The sequence below is a fragment of the Micromonospora sp. NPDC049891 genome (assembly GCF_040660295.1).
Classification (GTDB): Bacteria; Actinomycetota; Actinomycetes; order Mycobacteriales; family Micromonosporaceae; genus Micromonospora.
This window is the reverse complement of the sequence record NZ_JBFAML010000032.1, coordinates 37,138-54,631: the sequence shown is the minus strand read 5'-3', so window position 1 is coordinate 54,631 and position 17,494 is coordinate 37,138. Positions and strand designations below refer to the sequence as shown.

Annotated in this window: 12 protein-coding genes; 8 read left to right on the top strand and 4 right to left on the bottom strand. The window is 71.6% G+C overall.

Translation table 11 applies throughout. From position 1 onward, the window contains the following. Nucleotides 1-12 precede the first annotated feature (12 nt). Complete coding sequence (locus AB0I71_RS28180; RefSeq protein ID WP_357589659.1) at nucleotides 13-1,353, bottom strand: extracellular solute-binding protein; 1,341 nt, start codon at nucleotides 1,351-1,353, stop codon at nucleotides 13-15. A gap of 20 nt (nucleotides 1,354-1,373) precedes the next feature. Further along, nucleotides 1,374-2,504 (bottom strand): LacI family DNA-binding transcriptional regulator, encoded by a 1,131-nt coding sequence (locus AB0I71_RS28175; protein WP_357589657.1) that lies wholly within the window; start codon nucleotides 2,502-2,504, stop codon nucleotides 1,374-1,376. A gap of 236 nt (nucleotides 2,505-2,740) precedes the next feature. Here AB0I71_RS28175 and AB0I71_RS28170 point away from each other — a divergent pair, with 236 nt between their 5' ends. The 8 genes from AB0I71_RS28170 (at nucleotide 2,741) to AB0I71_RS28135 (ending at nucleotide 15,844) form a co-directional block, all read left to right on the top strand. Next, a complete protein-coding gene (locus AB0I71_RS28170) occupies nucleotides 2,741-4,069 on the top strand; it encodes a Gfo/Idh/MocA family oxidoreductase (protein WP_357589655.1) in 1,329 nt (442 codons plus the stop codon). A 23-nt stretch (nucleotides 4,070-4,092) separates the two neighbouring features. Beyond that, on the top strand, nucleotides 4,093-5,520 hold the full coding sequence (uxaC, locus tag AB0I71_RS28165) for a glucuronate isomerase (RefSeq protein WP_357589653.1): 1,428 nt from the start codon (nucleotides 4,093-4,095) through the stop codon (nucleotides 5,518-5,520). Next, nucleotides 5,517-6,818 carry an enolase C-terminal domain-like protein gene (locus AB0I71_RS28160; RefSeq protein WP_357589651.1) on the top strand — a complete coding sequence of 434 codons (1,302 nt, stop codon included), beginning with the start codon at nucleotides 5,517-5,519 and terminating at the stop codon, nucleotides 6,816-6,818. Before uxaC ends, AB0I71_RS28160 begins: the two co-directional genes overlap by 4 nt. Further along, nucleotides 6,809-8,299: a mannitol dehydrogenase family protein gene (locus AB0I71_RS28155; protein ID WP_357589649.1), complete on the top strand. Its 1,491-nt coding sequence runs from the start codon at nucleotides 6,809-6,811 to the stop codon at nucleotides 8,297-8,299. The genes AB0I71_RS28160 and AB0I71_RS28155 overlap by 10 nt, the downstream gene beginning before the upstream one ends. A 113-nt stretch (nucleotides 8,300-8,412) precedes the next feature. Then, the gene (locus tag AB0I71_RS28150; RefSeq protein ID WP_357589647.1) at nucleotides 8,413-9,576 is read left to right on the top strand and encodes a Gfo/Idh/MocA family oxidoreductase; all 1,164 of its coding nucleotides are present in this window, start codon (nucleotides 8,413-8,415) and stop codon (nucleotides 9,574-9,576) included. A 216-nt stretch (nucleotides 9,577-9,792) separates the two neighbouring features. After that, nucleotides 9,793-11,184 carry a pectate lyase gene (locus AB0I71_RS28145; protein ID WP_357589645.1) on the top strand — a complete coding sequence of 464 codons (1,392 nt, stop codon included), beginning with the start codon at nucleotides 9,793-9,795 and terminating at the stop codon, nucleotides 11,182-11,184. A 95-nt stretch (nucleotides 11,185-11,279) separates the two neighbouring features. Next, nucleotides 11,280-12,851 carry a pectate lyase gene (locus tag AB0I71_RS28140; RefSeq protein ID WP_357589643.1) on the top strand — a complete coding sequence of 524 codons (1,572 nt, stop codon included), beginning with the start codon at nucleotides 11,280-11,282 and terminating at the stop codon, nucleotides 12,849-12,851. A gap of 170 nt (nucleotides 12,852-13,021) precedes the next feature. Beyond that, on the top strand, nucleotides 13,022-15,844 hold the full coding sequence (locus AB0I71_RS28135) for an AAA domain-containing protein (protein ID WP_357589641.1): 2,823 nt from the start codon (nucleotides 13,022-13,024) through the stop codon (nucleotides 15,842-15,844). A gap of 68 nt (nucleotides 15,845-15,912) precedes the next feature. Here the strand turns inward: AB0I71_RS28135 and AB0I71_RS28130 are convergent, their stop codons facing one another. Together AB0I71_RS28130 and AB0I71_RS28125 are read right to left on the bottom strand one after the other, a co-directional pair. Continuing rightward, the gene (locus AB0I71_RS28130; RefSeq protein WP_357589639.1) at nucleotides 15,913-16,293 is read right to left on the bottom strand and encodes an HNH endonuclease; all 381 of its coding nucleotides are present in this window, start codon (nucleotides 16,291-16,293) and stop codon (nucleotides 15,913-15,915) included. A 73-nt stretch (nucleotides 16,294-16,366) separates the two neighbouring features. Beyond that, the gene (locus tag AB0I71_RS28125; RefSeq protein WP_357589638.1) at nucleotides 16,367-17,446 is read right to left on the bottom strand and encodes a DUF559 domain-containing protein; all 1,080 of its coding nucleotides are present in this window, start codon (nucleotides 17,444-17,446) and stop codon (nucleotides 16,367-16,369) included. Between the last annotated feature and the right edge of the window lie 48 nt (nucleotides 17,447-17,494).

Below are 17,494 nucleotides of genomic sequence, written 5' to 3'. Positions count from 1 at the left end.
TGGTGCGGCGGGTCAGGAGGCGATTGCCGCCTTGCACGCTTCGACGAACTGGGCGGCGGCGTCGGCGGGGGTGGCCCGGCCGTACTGGGCGTTCTCGGCGGCCTTGGTCAGCTCGGCGCGTACCTTGCTGTGGCCCTTGATCGGCACCTGCGGCGACTCGCCGAACGACTCGGCCAGCTTGTTCTCGACCTCGATGGACTGCTTCATCGCCGGGTCGGTGGTGTCGTCGCTGACCACCCGACGCAGGTCCATGTTGGACGGCAGACCGCGGTCGGTGCCGAGCAGCTTGACCGCGTCAGGGTCGTTCGCCAGGAAGTTGATCACGTCGACGGCGATGTCGGCGTTCTTGCTGCCCCGGAAGACCGACCAGTACATCGAGGCACGGGCCCACTGGGCGCTCGGGTCACCCGGGTACGCGATGACACCCAGCTCGTCGGCGGTGTTCTTCTTCAGCTCGGGCATCTGGTTGACCCAGACCCAGCTGGTGCCGGCCTTGCCGGTCACCACCAACTGCTTGGTGATGTCGGTGGCGTTGCCCTCGTGGATGACGTCCGGCGTCGGGGTGGCTCCCCGGTCCCGGGCACCCTTCCACAGCTCGAACCACCTGGTCACGTCCTCGGCGGTGAAGCCCAGGTCGGTGCCGGAGTAGAGGTCCTTGCCCTGCTGGCGCAGCCAGACCCAGAACGCCTTGTAGTCGGCGCTGGGGTCCTGGGTGCCGGGTACGCCCGTCTTCTTGCTGACCTGCTCGGCCCAGGCGATGTGCTCCTCCCAGCTCATCCCGGTGGTCGGCTCGGGCAGGCCGTTCTTCTCCAGCAGCGTCTTGTTGTAGACCAGACCCTGGGTGTTCTCGCCGGAGGCGACGCCGGCGAGCTTGCCGTCGACCACGCCGTATCCGAGCAGGCTGGGCGGGAACTTCGTGGTGTCGAGCTTGCCCGAGTCCTGGTACGGCTTGAGGTCCAGGGTGGTGTTGCGGGCCGCGTACTCGGCGAGGAAGTTGTCGTCGATCTGGAAGATGTCCGGCGGGTTGCCACCGGCGGTGAGGGTGGCCAGCTTGTCGAAGTAGCCCTGGTTGGCCTGCCAGGTCTTCTCGAACACCACGTCGGGGTTCTTCTGCGTGTAGAGGTCCAGCGCCTGCTCGGTGAGCTGGGCCCGGGCGTCGCCGCCCCACCAGAAGATGGAGACCTTGGTCTTGCCGTCGGAGCCGGCGTCATCGCCGCAGGCCGCAGCCATGCCGACCATCGGCAGGGCCACGACGGCGGCGAGCATGCCGCGCAGCAGCCGGCGGCGTAGCAGGGGGGTACGGTAGGTGCGCCCGTCTGGCGCGCTGACGGTGGGGTGCGTTGCGGGGTGCATGTGCGCTCAACTCCTTGGCGTTAGGAGGCGACGACGTCACCGGCGGCCACGATCGGGTTGCCCGGGTCCGCACGGCGATGCGGGCCCGGGCCAGCGGCAGCGGTTCCGGGACGTTCCCGGCCGGCGTAGGGGCCCGGCCCGGTGGAGTCGCGGATGACCAACTCGGTCTGGAGCATTACCTGTGCGGTGGTGCGACGGACGCCGACTGCCACGCCGGCACCGCCGCCCCGCGCGGTACGCGGAACATCGGTGTCCTGTTGCAGCAACATGTCGACGGCCGTCCGGCCGGCGGCCGCGGTCGGCGTGGCCACCGTCGTCAGCTTGGGGCGGGTGAGCCGGCTCAGGGAGATGTCGTCGACGCCGACGACACTGATCTCCTGCGGCACCCGGACCCCGAGTGCGTCGAGCCCCTCCAGGAGGCCGATCGCCATCAGGTCGTTGTAGGCGAGGACGGCGGTGACGCCGGCCCGGCGGACCGGATCGGCCTGGGCGAAACCGCCGGTCTCGGTGGGCGGGTTGGGGCCGAGCACCGTCAGGTCCGCTCCCGCGGCCCGGGCGGCGGCGCTGGCCGCCCGGCGGATCTCCCGGCTGGTCCACGAGCCGCGTGGCCCGCCGAGTAGCGCGATCTCCCGGTGGCCCAGCCCGGCGAGGTGCTCGATGGCCGACCGGGCGCCCTGCCCGACGTCCATCAGCACGCACGGCAGCCCGGCCAGTTGGCGGTTCACCACCACAAGTGGCACCTCCCGGCTGAGCTGCTCGATCAGGCTGTTGCTCATCCGGGGGCTGCACAGCAGCACCCCGTCGACCTGCTTGGCCAACGCGTGGACCAGTTCCTCCTCGGCGGCGGCGTCCTCGTTGGTGTCGGCCACGAAGACGTGGTAGTCGCGGTGGCGGGCCTGGCTCTCCGCTGCCTTGATCAGTGGCGGGAAGAAGGGGTTGGCGATGTCGGCGATGATCAGCCCGATGTTGTGGGTACGGCCGGTGATGAGGGCGCGGGCGGCACGGTTGGGCCGGTAGCCCAGATCCTCGGCACACGCGAGCACTCGTACCCGGGTCTCCGGATTGACCAGGTGGGGCGCCGAGAAGGTGCGGGAGACGGTGGAGATGTGCACTCCGGAGGCCCGGGCGACGTCCCTGATGGTGACTGGCATCCAGGCCCCCTTCGTCGATGTGTCGGCGGTCACGGTGCCGCCAATTAATGCAAACGGTTGCTCCAGTGTCAACGGTGGATGGTTACAGCTGTGTTTCGGCAGGCCCCTCTCCATGCACAGTTAAGCCCCCAAACCAGGGCAAGGACCGCCGATTTTCGAGCCTTCGTTGACGCGAGCCGATCGACCGTGATTACTTCAATGCAAAGGTTTGCAGAGAGATCGAGGAGGATCGGTAGGTGTCACCGCAACCTGGCAGACGCTCCCGGCACGCCGTGGTCGGCACCGGCGCCCGCGCCGAGATGTTCGTCCGGGCGCTGGTGCGCGACCACGCCGACACCGCCGAGCTGGTCGCCTTCGCCGACGTCAACCAGGCTCGGATGGACGCCCACAACCGGTGGCTCGGCGAGCTGGGCCACCGTCCCGTGCCGACGTACCACGCGGACGACTTCGCCGCGATGCTGGTCAAGGAGCACGTCGACGTGGTGCTGGTGACCTCGGTGGACGTCACCCACGACGAGTACGTGGTGGCCGCGCTGGAGGCCGGCTGCGACGTGGTCACCGAGAAGCCGATGACCACCGACGCACCGCGCTGCCAGCGCATCCTCGACGCGGTACGACGTACCGGCCGGCGGGTGACGGTGGCCTTCAACTACCGCTACAACCCGCTGCACGAGCAGGTGCGTCGGCTGCTGGCCGACGGTGCGGTCGGCGAGATCGGTTCGGTGCACTTCGAGTGGCTGCTCGACGTGCGCCACGGCGCCGACTACTTCCGCCGCTGGCACCGCGACAAGGCCAGCTCCGGCGGCCTGATGGTGCACAAGGCCAGCCACCACTTCGACCTGGTCAACTGGTGGTTGGACGCCACACCCGTGCAGGTGTACGCCGCCGGCCGGCTGTTCTTCTACGGTGCCGCCGGCCGGCGTCACGGTTACGCCCGGGACTACGACCGGGCGCACGCCTCGCCGGCCGCCGCCGACGACCCGTTCGCGTTGCGCCTGGCCGAGCACCCCCGGCTGCGCGAGCTGTACCTCGACGCCGAGGCCGAGGACGGCTACCACCGGGACCGCAACGTCTTCGCCCCCGGAGTCAGCATCGAGGACGACATGGCGGTGCTGGCCACCTACTCCACCGGGGCGACCATGACCTACCACCTCACCGCGTACGCGCCCTGGGAGGGATACCGGGTGATGGTCAACGGCAGTCGGGGCCGGCTCGAACTGGAGGTCACCGAGAGCGAGTTCGTCAGCCCGGCCGCCGCCGGTGCGCTCAAGGGTGCCGCGCTGCACGGCGACCAGGCCGCCGACGAGGGTGGCGCCGCCACGCTGACCCTGCGCCCCTTCTGGTCACCGCCACAACGCATCGAGGTCGAGGGGTACACCCGGCACGGGCACGGCGGGGCGGACACCCGGATGACCCAGGTGCTGTTCGGCGGCGTACCCGATCCGCTGCACCGCGCGGCCAGCGCCCGCGACGGGGCCCTGGCCCTGCTCACCGGCCTGGCCGCCAACCGGTCCTTCGACACCGGCACCCCCGTGCGGGTCGCCGACCTGCTCACCCTCGACTGACTCGACCACAGGAGCCGCTCCCCGTGCCCACCTCGACCAGACCCGACCTGCTCCTCCCCGCCGAGCCGGGCCAACGCGCGCTGGCCCGGGAGCTGTACGCGCTGGTGGCGCAGTTGCCCATCATCTCCCCGCACGGGCACGTGGACCCGGCGCTGCTGGCCGAGGACCAGCCGTTCCCCGACCCGTCGCAGCTGCTCATCGTCCCCGACCACTACGTGACCCGGATGCTGCTCAGCCAGGGCGTCTCCCCCGGCGAACTGGGCGTACCCAGTCACGACGGCAGCCCGGTGGAGACCGACGGGCGACGGATCTGGCGTCGTTTCGCCGACCACTGGCACCTGTTCCGCGGCACCCCGTCGCGGCTGTGGCTGGAGCAGACCTTCACCGAGGTCTTCGGCGTCGACACCCGGCTCACCCCGGGCACCGCCGACAAGGTGTACGACGCCCTCGCGGCCCGGCTCGCCGAGCCCGGCTTCCGGCCCCGGGCCCTGTTCGAGCGGTTCAACATCGAGGTGCTCGCCACCACCGAGTCACCCCTTGACGACCTGGGCCGGCACGCCAAGCTCGCCGCCGACGGCTGGGGCGGCCCGGGCGGGCGGGTGGTCACCACCTTCCGCCCGGACAACGTGGTCGACCTGGACTTCGAGGGCTGGTCGACGAACGTCGACCGGCTCGGCGAGATCGCCGGAGAGGACACCGGGACGTACGCCGGATATCTGGCCGCCCTGCGTGCGCGCCGGGCCGCATTCATCGCCGCCGGTGCCACCTCCTCCGACCACGGCCACCCCACCGCCCGCACCCTCGACCTCGGAGCCGACGCGGCGACGCTGTTCGACCGGGCCCGGCGGGGCGCGGCGGAGCCGGGCGACGCGGAGGCGTTCCGCGCGCACATGCTGCTGGAGTTCGCCCGGATGTCGCTCGACGACGGCCTGGTCATGCAGCTGCACCCGGGCGCGGTACGCAACCACAACCGGTGGTTGCACGCCCGGCACGGCCGCGACGTAGGCGGCGACGTTCCGCAGGTCACCGAGTACGTGCACGCCCTCGCGCCGCTGCTGGACGCGTACGGCAACGACCCCCGGCTGCGGGTGGTGCTGTACACCCTCGACGAGGACACCTTCACCCGGGAGCTGGCGCCGCTGGCCGGCGGGTACGCCGCCCTGCTGCTCGGTGCCCCCTGGTGGTTCCTGGACTCCCCCGAGGTGCTGCGCCGCTTCCGCGAGTCGGTCACCGAGACCGCCGGCTTCTACAACACCGCCGGGTTCGTCGACGACACCCGGGCGTTCTGCTCCATCCCGGTCCGCCACGACGTGGCACGCCGCATCGACGCCGGCTACCTGGCCCGGCTGGTGGCCGAGCACCGGCTGCCCATGGACGAGGCCGCCGAGACCATCGTCGACCTCGCGTACCGGCTGCCGAAGCGGGTCTTCAAGTTCGGAGAGGAATCATGACCAGCATCACCGAGGTCACCGTGCACGACGTACGGTTTCCCACCGCCGCCAGCGGCGACGGCTCCGACGCGATAAACCGTGGCGACTACTCGGCCACCTATGTGGAGCTGAGCACCGACGGTGGACCGACCGGCGCCGGCTTCACCTTCACCAACGGTCGCGGCAACGAGATCACCTGCGCGGCGGTACGCGCCCTGCGCCACCACGTGGTGGGTCGTACGGTCGAGGAGATCACCGCCGAGCCGGTGGCGTTCTGGCGCTCGCTCGTCGCCGACGTGCAGCTGCGCTGGCTCGGTCCGGAGAAGGGGGTCATCCACATGGCCACCGGAGCGCTCGTCAACGCGGTGTGGGACCTGCGGGCCAAGCTGGCCGGCAAGCCCATGTGGCGTTACCTGGCCGAACTGCCCACCGACGAGCTGGTGGCAAACGTCGACTTCAAGCACATCACCGACGCGCTCACCGCCGACGAGGCCGCCGCGATCCTGGACAAGGGACGCGACGGGCTCACCGACCGGCTCGGTGTGCTGGAACGGGACGGTTTCCCGTCGTACACCACCTCGGTCGGTTGGCTCGGCTACCCGGACGACAAGGTCCGGGCGCTCACCCGGGCCGCGTACGCGCAGGGGTGGCGGGCGATGAAGATGAAGGTCGGCGGGCCGCCCGCCGACGACCTGCGGCGGGCCCGGATCATCCGGTCGGAGATCGGCCCGGACGCACTGCTGATGATGGACGCCAACCAGGTATGGGACGTCGACGAGGCGATCACCAACATGACGGCGCTGGCCGAGGTCGACCCGTACTGGATCGAGGAGCCGACGCATGCCGACGACATCCTCGGCCACGCCCGGATCGCCCAGGCGATGGGTGAGCTGACCGGCGGGCGGTGCCGGGTCGCCACCGGCGAGGTGGCCGCCAACAAGGTCATCTTCAAGCAGCTGTTGCAGGCCGAGGCGATCGGCGTGATGCAGATCGACGCCTGCCGGGTCGGCGGGATCAACGAGGTGCTCGCCGAGATCCTGATGGCGGCGAAGTTCGGAGTGCCGATCTGCCCGCACGCCGGCGGTGTCGGCCTCTGCGAGTACGTGCAGCACCTGGCGATCTTCGACTACCTGCGGGTGGGCACGAGTCTGGAAGGGCGGATGGTGGAGTACGTGGATCACCTGCACGAGCACTTCGTCGACCCGGTACGCACCCGCGACGGGCGCTACCTGCTGCCGACCGCACCGGGCTACAGCGCCACCATGCACCCCGAGTCGCTCGCCACCTTCCGCTTCCCGGACGGCCCGGCGTGGCGGTGACCGTGGGCGCGTCCCGACTCGGGTTGGGCGCGGTGCGCCGGTTGCCCACCGAATCCCGCCCACTTGTCCGCCCGGGCACGGTACCGGCCGGGGTGGTGCACCTCGGGCTCGGTGCCTTCCACCGGGCCCACCAGGCGATCTACACCGAGCAGGCGATCGGCCTGGCCGGCGGCGACTGGGGCATCGTCGGCGTGGCGCCCCGCAACGCGGCGCTCGTGGCGACCCTGGCCGCCCAGGACAACCTCTTCAGCGTCAGCACGCTCTCCGCCGCCGACCGGCGCACCCGCGTGGTCGGATCGCTGGCCGGGGTACGGCTGGCCGCCGCCGATCCGCAGGCGGTGGTGGCCCTGTTGGCCGACCCGGCGATCCGGGTGGTCACCCTGACCGTGACCGAGAAGGCGTACCAGCTCGACCCGGCCGCCGGCACGCTGCGCCCCGACGCCGACCTGGTCGCCGACCTGACCACCGACCGACCGCCGGCCACCGTGCCGGGGCTGCTGGTGCGCGGCCTGCTGGCCCGCGCCGCCGCCGACGCCGGGCCGATCGCCCTGGTCAGTTGCGACAACCTGCCCGCGAACGGCCGCCGGCTGCGCGGCCTGGTGACCCAGTCCCTGGCGTACGCGGGCACGCCGCCACCGGCGGTCGACTGGGTCGAGGCGCACGTCGGTTTCCCGGGCACCATGGTGGACCGGATCGTCCCGGCCAGCACCCCGGAGACCCTCGCCGCGGCCCAGCGGGCGCTCGGCGTCGAGGATCTCGCGGCGGTGGCGGCCGAGCCGTACACCCAGTGGGTCATCGAGGACGACTTCCCCGGCGGCCGTCCCGCGTGGGACCGCGCCGGGGCGGTGCTCTGCGCGGACGCGGGACCGTGGGAGCGGCTGAAGCTGCGCGCGCTCAACGGCGTGCACTCGGCCACCGCGTACCTCGGTGCGCTGGCCGGCTGCGAGACGATCGCGGACGCTCTCGCCCTGCCGCACCTGGACACCGTGCTGCGCCGGCTGATCGCCGAGGACGTGGCCGCCAGCTTCGCACCACCCGACGGGGTGGACGTGGTCGGCTACGGCGAGCAGGTGCTGGAGCGATTCGGCAACCCGGCGATCCGGCACCGCACCCTCCAGGTGGCGATGGACGGGTCGCAGAAGCTTCCGCAGCGCATCCTGCACACGATCGCCGACCTGCGCGCGGCCGGGCGGCCGGCCCGCTGGGCGACACTCGTCGTCGCCGCCTGGATCCGGTTCGCCCAGGGCAGCGCCGACGACGGTCGGGCCCTGCCGCTGAACGACCCGCTGGCGGAGCGGATCCGCGCGGCCCTGGCCGCCGCGCCGCAGACCCCGGCGGGGGCGGTGGACGCGGTGCTCGGTCTCGACGAGGTCGTCCCGCCCGAGGTGGCCGCCGACGAGCAGGTACGCGCCGACGTGTCGGCCTGGCTCACCGACCTGCACCACCACGGCGTACGGGCCACAGTGGCCGGTGCGGCGTGACGTCCGTCGACGGTCCACCGACGGCGTCGACCCGCGGCGCCGGCGTCGACGCCGGCCGGGCTGAAGCGGGACCGGCTCGGCCGACGGTGGCGCGGGGGTCGCGCGGTGCGCAGGTGCCCCGGGTGGCGCTGGTCGGCGCGAACGGGCACGGGCGCTGGCATCGTCGGGTGATCGGTCCGCTGCACGATGCCGGCCGGGTACGGCTGGTCGCCCTTGTCGACACCCGGCCGATCGAGCCGGAACCGGCGGCGCCGGTCCCGGCCGGGGTGCCGGTGTTCACCGATCACCGGGCGATGCTCGCCGATCTCGCGCCGGACGTGGTGGTCATCTGCACCCCACCGCACACCCATCTGCGGATCGCCCGGGACGCGGTGGCCGCCGGTGCGGACGTGCTGCTGGAGAAGCCACCGGTGCTGTCCACCGCCGAGCACGAGGAACTGGCCGGCGCACTGGCCACCACCGGTCGGGTCGTGCAGGTCGGGTTCCAGGCGCTCGGTTCGGCGGCGCTCACCGCGTTGACGGACGCCGTGGCGGCTGGCCGGGTGGGCGCGGTGAGCGGCATCGCCACGGTGGCCGCCTGGCAACGACCGGACGCCTACTACGCCCGTGCGCCCTGGGCCGGACGGCGCCTGCTGGACGGGCGGCCGGTGCTCGACGGCGCGCTGGCCAATCCGCTCGCGCACGCGGTGATGCAGTGCCTGGCGGTCGCCGAGGCGGTCGGCGGCGGGCCGGTGGAGCCGGTCAGCATCGAGGTGGAGCGCTACCGGGTGCGGCCGATCGAGGTGGACGACACGGCCGCGCTGCGGGTACGGCCGCGGCACGGTCCGCCGATCGTGGCCGCGGTGACCCTCGCCGGCGAGGACTTCATCGCCGGCGAGGTGATCGTCACCGGCGAGGCCGGCCGGGCCGTGCTGGAGTATCCGACCGACCGGCTGCTGCTGCCGGGCGAGGCCACCGCCGGTGAGGTGCCCGGCCGGTGCGGGCTGCTGGAGAACCTGCTGGCCCATCGGGCCGACCCACGGGTACCCCTGATCGCGCCGCTGGCCCGGACCGCGCCGTTCACCGCCGTACTGACCGCCCTGCAGGCGGCACCCGAGCCGACGCTGCTCGATGGTGAGCTGGTGGAGGCCGTCGGTGCCGGTCCGCAGCGGGTACTGCGGGTGCGCGGCGTCAACAAGGTGCTACGTCGGGTGGTCGACGAGGGTCGGCTGCCCTCAGAACTCGGCGTGCCCTGGGCGATAGCCCCTTGGCGAACCGTTCCGCTCGGGCAAGAATAGGAGGCGTCGCCGCAACAAACTGCAAATCTCCGGTCCACACAGGATCGGAGAAAATGCGATGAACAGCGGTTTCCCGACCAGCACACGTCGGGATGATGCCACTCGACACCATTAACTGCAACAATCCTGCACATCAATAATATTGACCCCAATAAAAACGTAACCGTAACCTTCGTCATTAATACGAAACAGCGACGAAGGAAACGGAACGAGCCGATGCGCAGACTTGCCGCCACCGCGGCATCGATCATTATCGCCCTGACCACCGCACCCACCGCCGCCGTGGCACGACCGTCGAGCGACGTGGGCGCGCCCGCCGGCAGCCACCTTGAGCGGGACGCCGGGAAACCACTCGCACCGCTGGCCCGTCAGCTCGGCCGCCAGGCCCTCCCGCCCGGCGACGGCTGGGCCGCCGCCGGCCCCGGCACCACCGGAGGCTCCGCCGCCTCGGCCGATCAGATCCATGTGGTGCACAGCCGCGCGGAACTTGTCGCCGCGCTCGGCGGCGACAACGCCACGAACGCGACGAACGCCACCCCGAAGATCGTGTACGTCAGCGGCAGCGTCGACGGCTTCGAGGCCGCCGACGGCCGGCTGCTCGACTGCACCGACCTGGCCGACCCCGGGTACTCGCTGGCGGCGTACCTGGCCGCGTACGACCCGGCGGTGTGGGGTCGGGTGACGCCGAGCGGGCCGCTGGAGGAGGCCCGGGTCCGGTCGGTCACCAACCAGACCCGGCAGACCCAGATCAACGTCGGCCCGAACACCACGATCATCGGGCTGCGGGGAGCCCGGCTGACCGGTCTCACCCTGATGATCGACCGGGCGCCGAACGTGATCGTCCGCAACATCACCTTCGACGACGCCCGGGACTGCTTCCCCGCCTGGTCCCCCACCGACGGCGACGCCGGCAACTGGAACTCGCAGTACGACCAGATCTCGGTGCGCCGCAGCGAGAACGTGTGGATCGACCACAACACGTTCACCGACGGCGACAACCCGGACAGCGCCCAGCCGATCCACTTCGGGCGGCCGTACCAGGTGCACGACGGGTCGCTTGACATCACCCACACCGCCAGCCTGGTCACCGTCTCCTGGAACCGGTTCTCCGGACGCGACAAGCTGATGCTCATCGGCTCGTCCAACACCGTCGGCCCGGACGTCGGCCGGTTGAACGTCACGCTGCACCACAACCTCTTCGACAGCGTGCTCCAGCGGCTGCCCCGGGTCCGCTTCGGCCAGGTCGACCTCTACAACAACGCCTACCGGCTCGGCGGCGACGGCTTCGAGTACGCCATCGGCGTCGGCGTCCAGTCCGCGGTGTACGCCGAGAACAACCACTTCAGCCTCGGCATCGGCGTCGGCGCCGCCGACCTGCTCTACGACTGGGGCGGCACCGCGATCACCACCAGGGGCAACTGGGTCGACCCCGCCACCGGCCCGTCCCGACCGGTGGACCTGGTGGCCGCGTACAACGCCGTACACGATCCCGACCTGGACCCCGACGCCGGCTGGACGCCGACGCTGCGCCACGGCCCGGTGCTGCCGGCCCCGCTGGTGCCGCTGGTGGTCGGCCCGCTCGCCGGCGCCGACCGCCTACCGCTGTGACCCACATCTGTTGAGCGAGCCCCTCCCCCCACCGCACCTCCGGCAGGGGCCCTCCGCACTCCACCACCACCATCAACAAGGAAGGTGAGACGAGGATGAGACGACACGTCGCATTCCGACTCCTCGCGGGACTGGCCGCCACCGCCACGGGCGCCGCGGTCTGCGTGGCCCTGACGACGCCACAGGCGTCGGCCGCGGTCGGCAGCGCCACCGGCTTCGCGACAAGCAACGGTGGCACCACCGGCGGCTCGGGCGGGCAGACCGTACGCGCCACCAGCGGAACCCAGATCCACGCGGCCCTGTGCAACCGGGCCAGCAGCAGCACCCCGATCATCATCCAGGTCGAGGGGACCATCAACCACGGCAACACCACAAAGGTGTCCGGTTCGAGCTGCAACACCGCCGCCGACGTGATCGAGCTCAAGCAGATCAGCAACGTCACGATCCTCGGCGTCGGCAACGGCGCCGTCTTCGACCAGATCGGCATCCACATCCGTGAGGCCAGCAACATCGTCATCCAGAACGTGACGGTGCGGAACGTCAAGAAGTCCGGCTCGCCCACCTCCAACGGTGGCGACGCCATCGGCATGGAAGCCAACGTCCGCAACGTCTGGGTCGACCACGTCACCCTGGAGGCCTCCGGCGGCGAGTCGGAGGGCTTCGACGGGCTGTTCGACATGAAGAACAACACCCAGTACGTGACGCTGTCCTACAGCATCCTGCGCAACTCCGGCCGGGGTGGCCTGATCGGGTCCAGCGAGAGCGACCTGTCCAACGGTTACGTCACGTTCCACCACAACCTGTACGAGAACATCGACTCCCGGGCGCCGCTGCTGCGTGGCGGCATCGCCCACATCTACAACAACCACTACGTACGACTCAACGAGTCCGGCATCAACTCCCGGGCCGGGGCACGTGCCAAGGTGGACAACAACTACTTCCAGAACGCCAAGGACGTGCTTGGCACCTTCTACACCGACCAGGCCGGCTACTGGCAGGTCAGCGGCAACATCTTCGACAACGTGACCTGGTCGAGCCGCAGCGGCGACACCAACCCGGCCGGCCCCAACCCGACCTCCAACACCAGCGTCAGCATCCCGTACTCGTACCGCCTCGACTCGGCCAGTTGCGTGCCGAGCATCGTCAGCCAGACCGCCGGTGCGAACAAGGGCATCCGTACCTCGAACGGCAACTGCACGCCGCAGAGCCCGACCGCCGGGCCGACCAGCCCGACGCCGGGACCGACGAGCACCACCCCGCCCCCGACCAGCAACCCGACGCCGACGCCGAGCCAGCCCGGCGGCACCAACCTCAGCATCGGCGCCGGCTCCGACGGCTCCAGCAAGGCCAGCGGCACCAGCTACGGTGACGTGCGCGACGGCAACATGAACACCGCCTGGTCACCGAGCGGAGCCACCGGCCAGATCTCGATCAAGTGGGATTCCGCCACCGCGGTGTCGAGGATCAACATCCGGGAGGCGTCCGGCGCCGTCGGCAACATCCGCAACTGGCGGGTGCTCAACCACGACACCGGCGCGGTATTGGCCTCCGGCACCGGAGCAGGTGTCATCAGCTTCACCAGGACGTCGATGCGCAAGGTCACCTTCGACATCACCAGCTCGACAGGCACCCCACGGGTCGCCGAGTTCGAGACCTACGCCAGCTGACGTCACCGCACCGAATGGTGGGAGCCGTCGGGTGTCGACGGCTCCCACCACTGTTCTCTCCCGCCGCCTTTGCTCTGCTTCACCTGACGCAACGGATTCGCCCCGGAACCGATGCGTGGGTTGAAGCACAGCAAAGGGGCCGTGACCGGGTAGGGCAGAATCTGCGGGCGATGCACGCGGCGGCCATCCTCACCGCGCTCGCCGACCTGGCCCCGGCCGGTACCGAGCGGGTCCTCGACGTCTCCGGGCCCGGTCGGCCGCTGGTCTGGCTGCCGGAACCGCACCGGGGCCCGCGCGGCGCGCGACTGGACCGGCTCGCCGCGCTCGACGCCCTGCACCGCGACGAACGGATCCTCCGCCTCGGGCTGGCCTTCCTCATCGGCACCGCCGACCTGGACGGCACGCGGCGACGCGTCCGACTGCCGCTGCTGGCGCAACCGGTACGCCTGCAACGCGGCCGACGCGGATACCGGGTCGTGCCGGCCGGTGACCTCGAACTGACCCCCCTCATCGAGGATCGGGAACTCGCCGCCCGACTGGAGGCCGCACCAGGGCTGGCCGGACCCGGTTGGTTGGCCGCCCCCGGCACCACCGCCTGGATCACCGCGGCGGCCGAGGCCGCTGGCGTCAAGGTGGCCACGGTCCAGGCGCGACCGCCGCGCGGCATCGATGAGGATGTCACCGGGGTCGCCGCGGCAGCGATCTTCGTGACCCGCGACGTGTTCGCCGGTCGCCTCCGGGACACCCTGTTGAGCTGGGCGGGCCGACCCGGGCTGGCGGACACCGCCCTGAACCGGCTCTACCTCGGTACCGACGGCACCGCGCAGGATCCGAGCACAGACGATCTCACCGACGCGGACGACGTGCTGTCGCCCCTGCCGCTCAACGCCGCCCAGCGGGACGTCATCCGACGGACCCGGACGGCACCCGTGGTGGTGGTCTCGGGTGCCCCGGGCAACGGAAAGAGTCACGCCCTGGTCGCCGCCGCGCTGGACACCGTGGCGCGCGGCGGGTCGGTGCTGGTGGCGACCCAGTCGACCCACGCCGCCGAGGTGCTGGGGGAACTGCTGCGCCGACATCCGGGCCCACCACCTGTGCTCTTCGGCGACGCCGAACGGCGTGGAGCCATCGCCACCGAGCTTGCCGGTGGCGTCGCCGTCGGCGTGGACGACGCACAGCTGCGCCGCGACAGCACCACCGTGTCGGCCGCCCTGGACCGGGTCACCGGAGCCCGAGCGGGCATCGCCGCCGCGCTGGAGCAGGAACGGCTCGCCGCCACGCTGTCCCACTGGCAGCCGTTGCTGCCCGCCCTGAGCCACGACGCCCCGGCGGTGTTCGAGCCGGACTCCGACCTCGCCGCGGTCCGCGCCGCCCTGCACGAGGCGAGCCGGAACGGCGACGACTGGTGGTCCCGGTGGCGTCGGTCCCGCGCCACCCGCCGGCTCCACCGGCTCACCGGAGCCGCCACCGGCGTACCCGTACCCCAGGTGCGGGCGGCGGTGGACGCGGCACACGCCGTACGCGCCGCCGCCCGGCTCTCCTCACACGGCGGCACGGACCTGGCGGACGCCTGGCGGGCGCTGGCCGAGGCGGACGTCGCGCTCGCCGAGGCGGTCGGCACGGCGCTGCGGAACCAGACCGCCAGCGCACGACGGTGGACCGGGGATGCCCGGCGCGCCGCCAGCGGCCTGGGCACCGCCCTGCGGGCCGGACGCAACCGCCGCCGGGAACTGCTCGCCACACTGGACGCCGACGCGCTGGTCCGGGCACTGCCCCTGTGGGTGGGCACGGTGGCCGACGTCGAGGATCTGCTGCCCCCGGCGGCCGGCATGTTCGACCTGGTGGTGCTCGACGAGGCGGCGCACATCGATCAGTTGCGGGCCGCCCCGGTGCTGGCCCGGGCCCGCCGTGCGCTCGTCGCCGGCGATCCACGGCAGCTGCGGTTCGTCTCCTTCGTCTCCGACGCGGACGTGACCGCGACGCTGCACCGGCACGGCCTGGAACGCTTCACCGACCGGCTCGACGTACGCCGGGCGAGCGCCTTCGACGTGGCAGCCGGTGCCGCACCCGTCACCTGGCTCGGTGAGCACCACCGCTGCGCACCGCACCTGATCGGATTCTCCGCTCGTCGGTTCTACGACGACCGGCTGGAACTTGTCACCCGGCACCCCGGCAACGAACGGGCCGACGCCATCGACGTGGTGACTGTCGCCGATGCCACCGTGGTCGACGGCGTCAACCAGGCCGAGGTGGCGACGGTGCTGGACCTGGTCGCCACTCTCGCGGCCCGACCCCCACAGGGCGGCGTCGCGGTGATCAGCCCGTTCCGCGCCCAGGCCGACGCCGTGGAGACGGCGCTACTGTCGGCGTACGACGTCGACGCGATCGAACGGCTGGGCCTGCGCACCGGAACCGTGCACGCGTTCCAGGGCAGCGAGGCGGACGTGGTGATCGCCACGCTCGGGCTGGTCGACGACGACCCGCCGGCCCGACACCGGTTCGTCGCCGAACCGAACCTGTTCAACGTCCTGATCACCCGGGCCAGGAAACAGCTCACCGTGGTCACCTCGCTCCAGGCCCCGGAGGGCATCGTCGGCGACTACCTCCGGTACGCCGGACAACCGCTTGCCGAAACCTACGCCGGACCGCTGGACACGACCGGGACTGGCTCCGCCGAACCGGACCCCTGGACCCGGGCGCTCGCCGTCGAGCTGACCCGGGTCGGACTGGCCGTGCGACCCGACTACCCCGTCGGCCGCTGGCGCGTCGACCTGTGCGTCAGTGACGAAGCCCCGATCGGCCTGGTGTGCGGGGTGCATCCGGACGGCGTGGCCGCGCACGTGGAGCGCCAGCGCAGCCTCACCCGGGCCGGCTGGCGCCTGTACGACGCGTTCGCCAGCCGCTGGTCCGACGACCCGATCCGCGCCGCCCTCGAACTCGCCACCCGCATCCGCGACGACGCCCACCGAAAGCCGACGCCGGCCGGCTCCTGACGTACTGCCACGGCGGCGAACCACGCGGAGGGCATGGCGGTCGTTCTGCCGAACCGCGTGACCCGTGATCAGGTAGCTTTGAAGACGGTATCCAGGTGCCATTCGAGGTACTCGGCGTTGGGCCGATCGGCCCGCCGCTCCGGGAGCGTGATGGACGTCCCGGCCTTCGCGTAGAACTGGTCGCCATTGCCGAATTCACTGCGCAATCGAGGGCTGACCATCAAGCGGAACTTGGGGTCCACACCCAGATATCCCCGGTCGAAGAGGATGTGCACGTCAGACTTGAGCAGCAGCCCGTTGTCGATCCGGTGCTCCCCGCCCTGCGGGAGCGGCCGGATGTGAGCCGCCTGCAACACCGGTTGGACCTTGTTGCCGGTGATGGCGCAACGCCGTCCGTAGGCACCCAGCACTACGGCTTTGAACGACTGCTGACCAAGACGCTGCGGCACGAGTCGCGGATCACCGTACACGGGCCCGGGTCGATGCCAGGGCTCGCGGCAACGCCACCGCCAAGCGGGAACTCTACGTCCGGTCGGCCGGCCTCCGCTGGGTCCCTGATCCCGCAACGGCTGGTCCGGCGGCGGCTGATGGCCCGTCACGCCGGAGGCTTCGGCGACTGTCGACGGTCAGCCCGTCGCCGCCTGCCGGGCGGGCCGTCGAAGGGCGGCGGGTCGCGAGGATGGCCAGGGTTTCCCGGCGTACGTCGTCGGGTTCGTCAATCAGGCGGCGGTGGGCGAAGCGGACCACCAGGATGCCGGCGGTCGCCAGCAGCGCGTCCCGCCGCAGGTCGATCTCGCGCTGACGGGGGTCGCCGTGGGTCGTCGCCCCGTCGAGTTCGATGTTGACCTGTTCCCGCTTGGCGAACAGGTCGAGATACATGATGCGGCGCCCGATGGCGACCCGTGTCTGCCGTTGGAACGCCGGCATCCCCGGGCCGATGAAAACGTGCTCGTGCCCCCAGATCTCCAGCGGGCTGCGGCAGCCCTCGGCCAGCCGGGTCAGCAAGGTGCGCAACGTCGACAGGTCGGGCAGCGTCGACGCGACCCGCAGGGCCGACGCCACCCGCTCCGGTGTGGTGAGCCGATCGTTGACGGCCTTGATGATCGGCGCTCGCCGTTCAGCCAGTGGCAGCACCGGCCAGGAGTCGACGAGGGCCTGCTCGACGCGGGTCACCGGACGTCCCTGGCGTACCACCACGTGCGGCGGTTCGAGGGTGAAGTCCCGCCGTCGGTGCACTCGCGCACCGGGTTGGCCGCGCAGGCCACTGTCGATCGGCACGCTCAGGTGCAGCGGCTCACCGTCCGCCTGCCGGCGTAGGCCCCACAGGTCGAGCGCGGTGAGATGGCTGAACGCCGCCCGGCCCCGCGCCCAGGCGCCCACCGCACGGTGTGCCATGGACGGGCCGAGCCGGCTGAGCGCGGGAGCGTCCCGCGGGCCGTGGGCCAGCAACTGCGCCGCCACGAACACCCCCGGCAGCACCCGCACCAGCTCGCCGGCCCCGCACGCCTTCTGGAGAATCCACCGGGGCACCACCTGCTCGACGGCCGTCCGGGTCACCAGACCGCCGCCCCGCGCCACCAGTTCCCGAAGCACCCCGTTCACGCCCCCACGGTGTACCCCACCCACCCCCTGCGCCACCCCGCTCGACCC